1 pseudogene is annotated in these 253 nt (G+C 72.3%); it reads left to right on the plus strand.

The features are described from left to right. Positions 1-253 (plus strand): annotated as a pseudogene (locus SB753_RS39470) (1,4-alpha-glucan branching enzyme); the annotation flags it as partial.

The following is a 253-nucleotide window of genomic DNA, read 5'->3' on the forward strand; positions in this document are numbered from 1 at the left end:
GTTCGAGGCAGTGTTGCCATTGCCGGTGGCCTATCGCCTGCAGGTCGACTGGCCGGCTGCGCGGCAGGAGATCGAGGACGCCTACGGTTTCGGCCCGCAGTTGGACGAGGGCGTGTTGCAACGCCTGCACGAGGGCGATGGCGAAGCGCTGCGCCAGGCGCTGGGCGCGCATCCGGCCAGCTGTGCCGGCGTGCCCGGGGTGCGCTTCGCGGTATGGGCACCGAACGCGCGCCGGGTCGCGGTGGTCGGCGAC

Origin of the sequence: Paraburkholderia sp. SIMBA_053, assembly GCF_046534895.1 — a bacterium.
Taxonomy (GTDB): Bacteria; Pseudomonadota; Gammaproteobacteria; order Burkholderiales; family Burkholderiaceae; genus Paraburkholderia; species Paraburkholderia caledonica.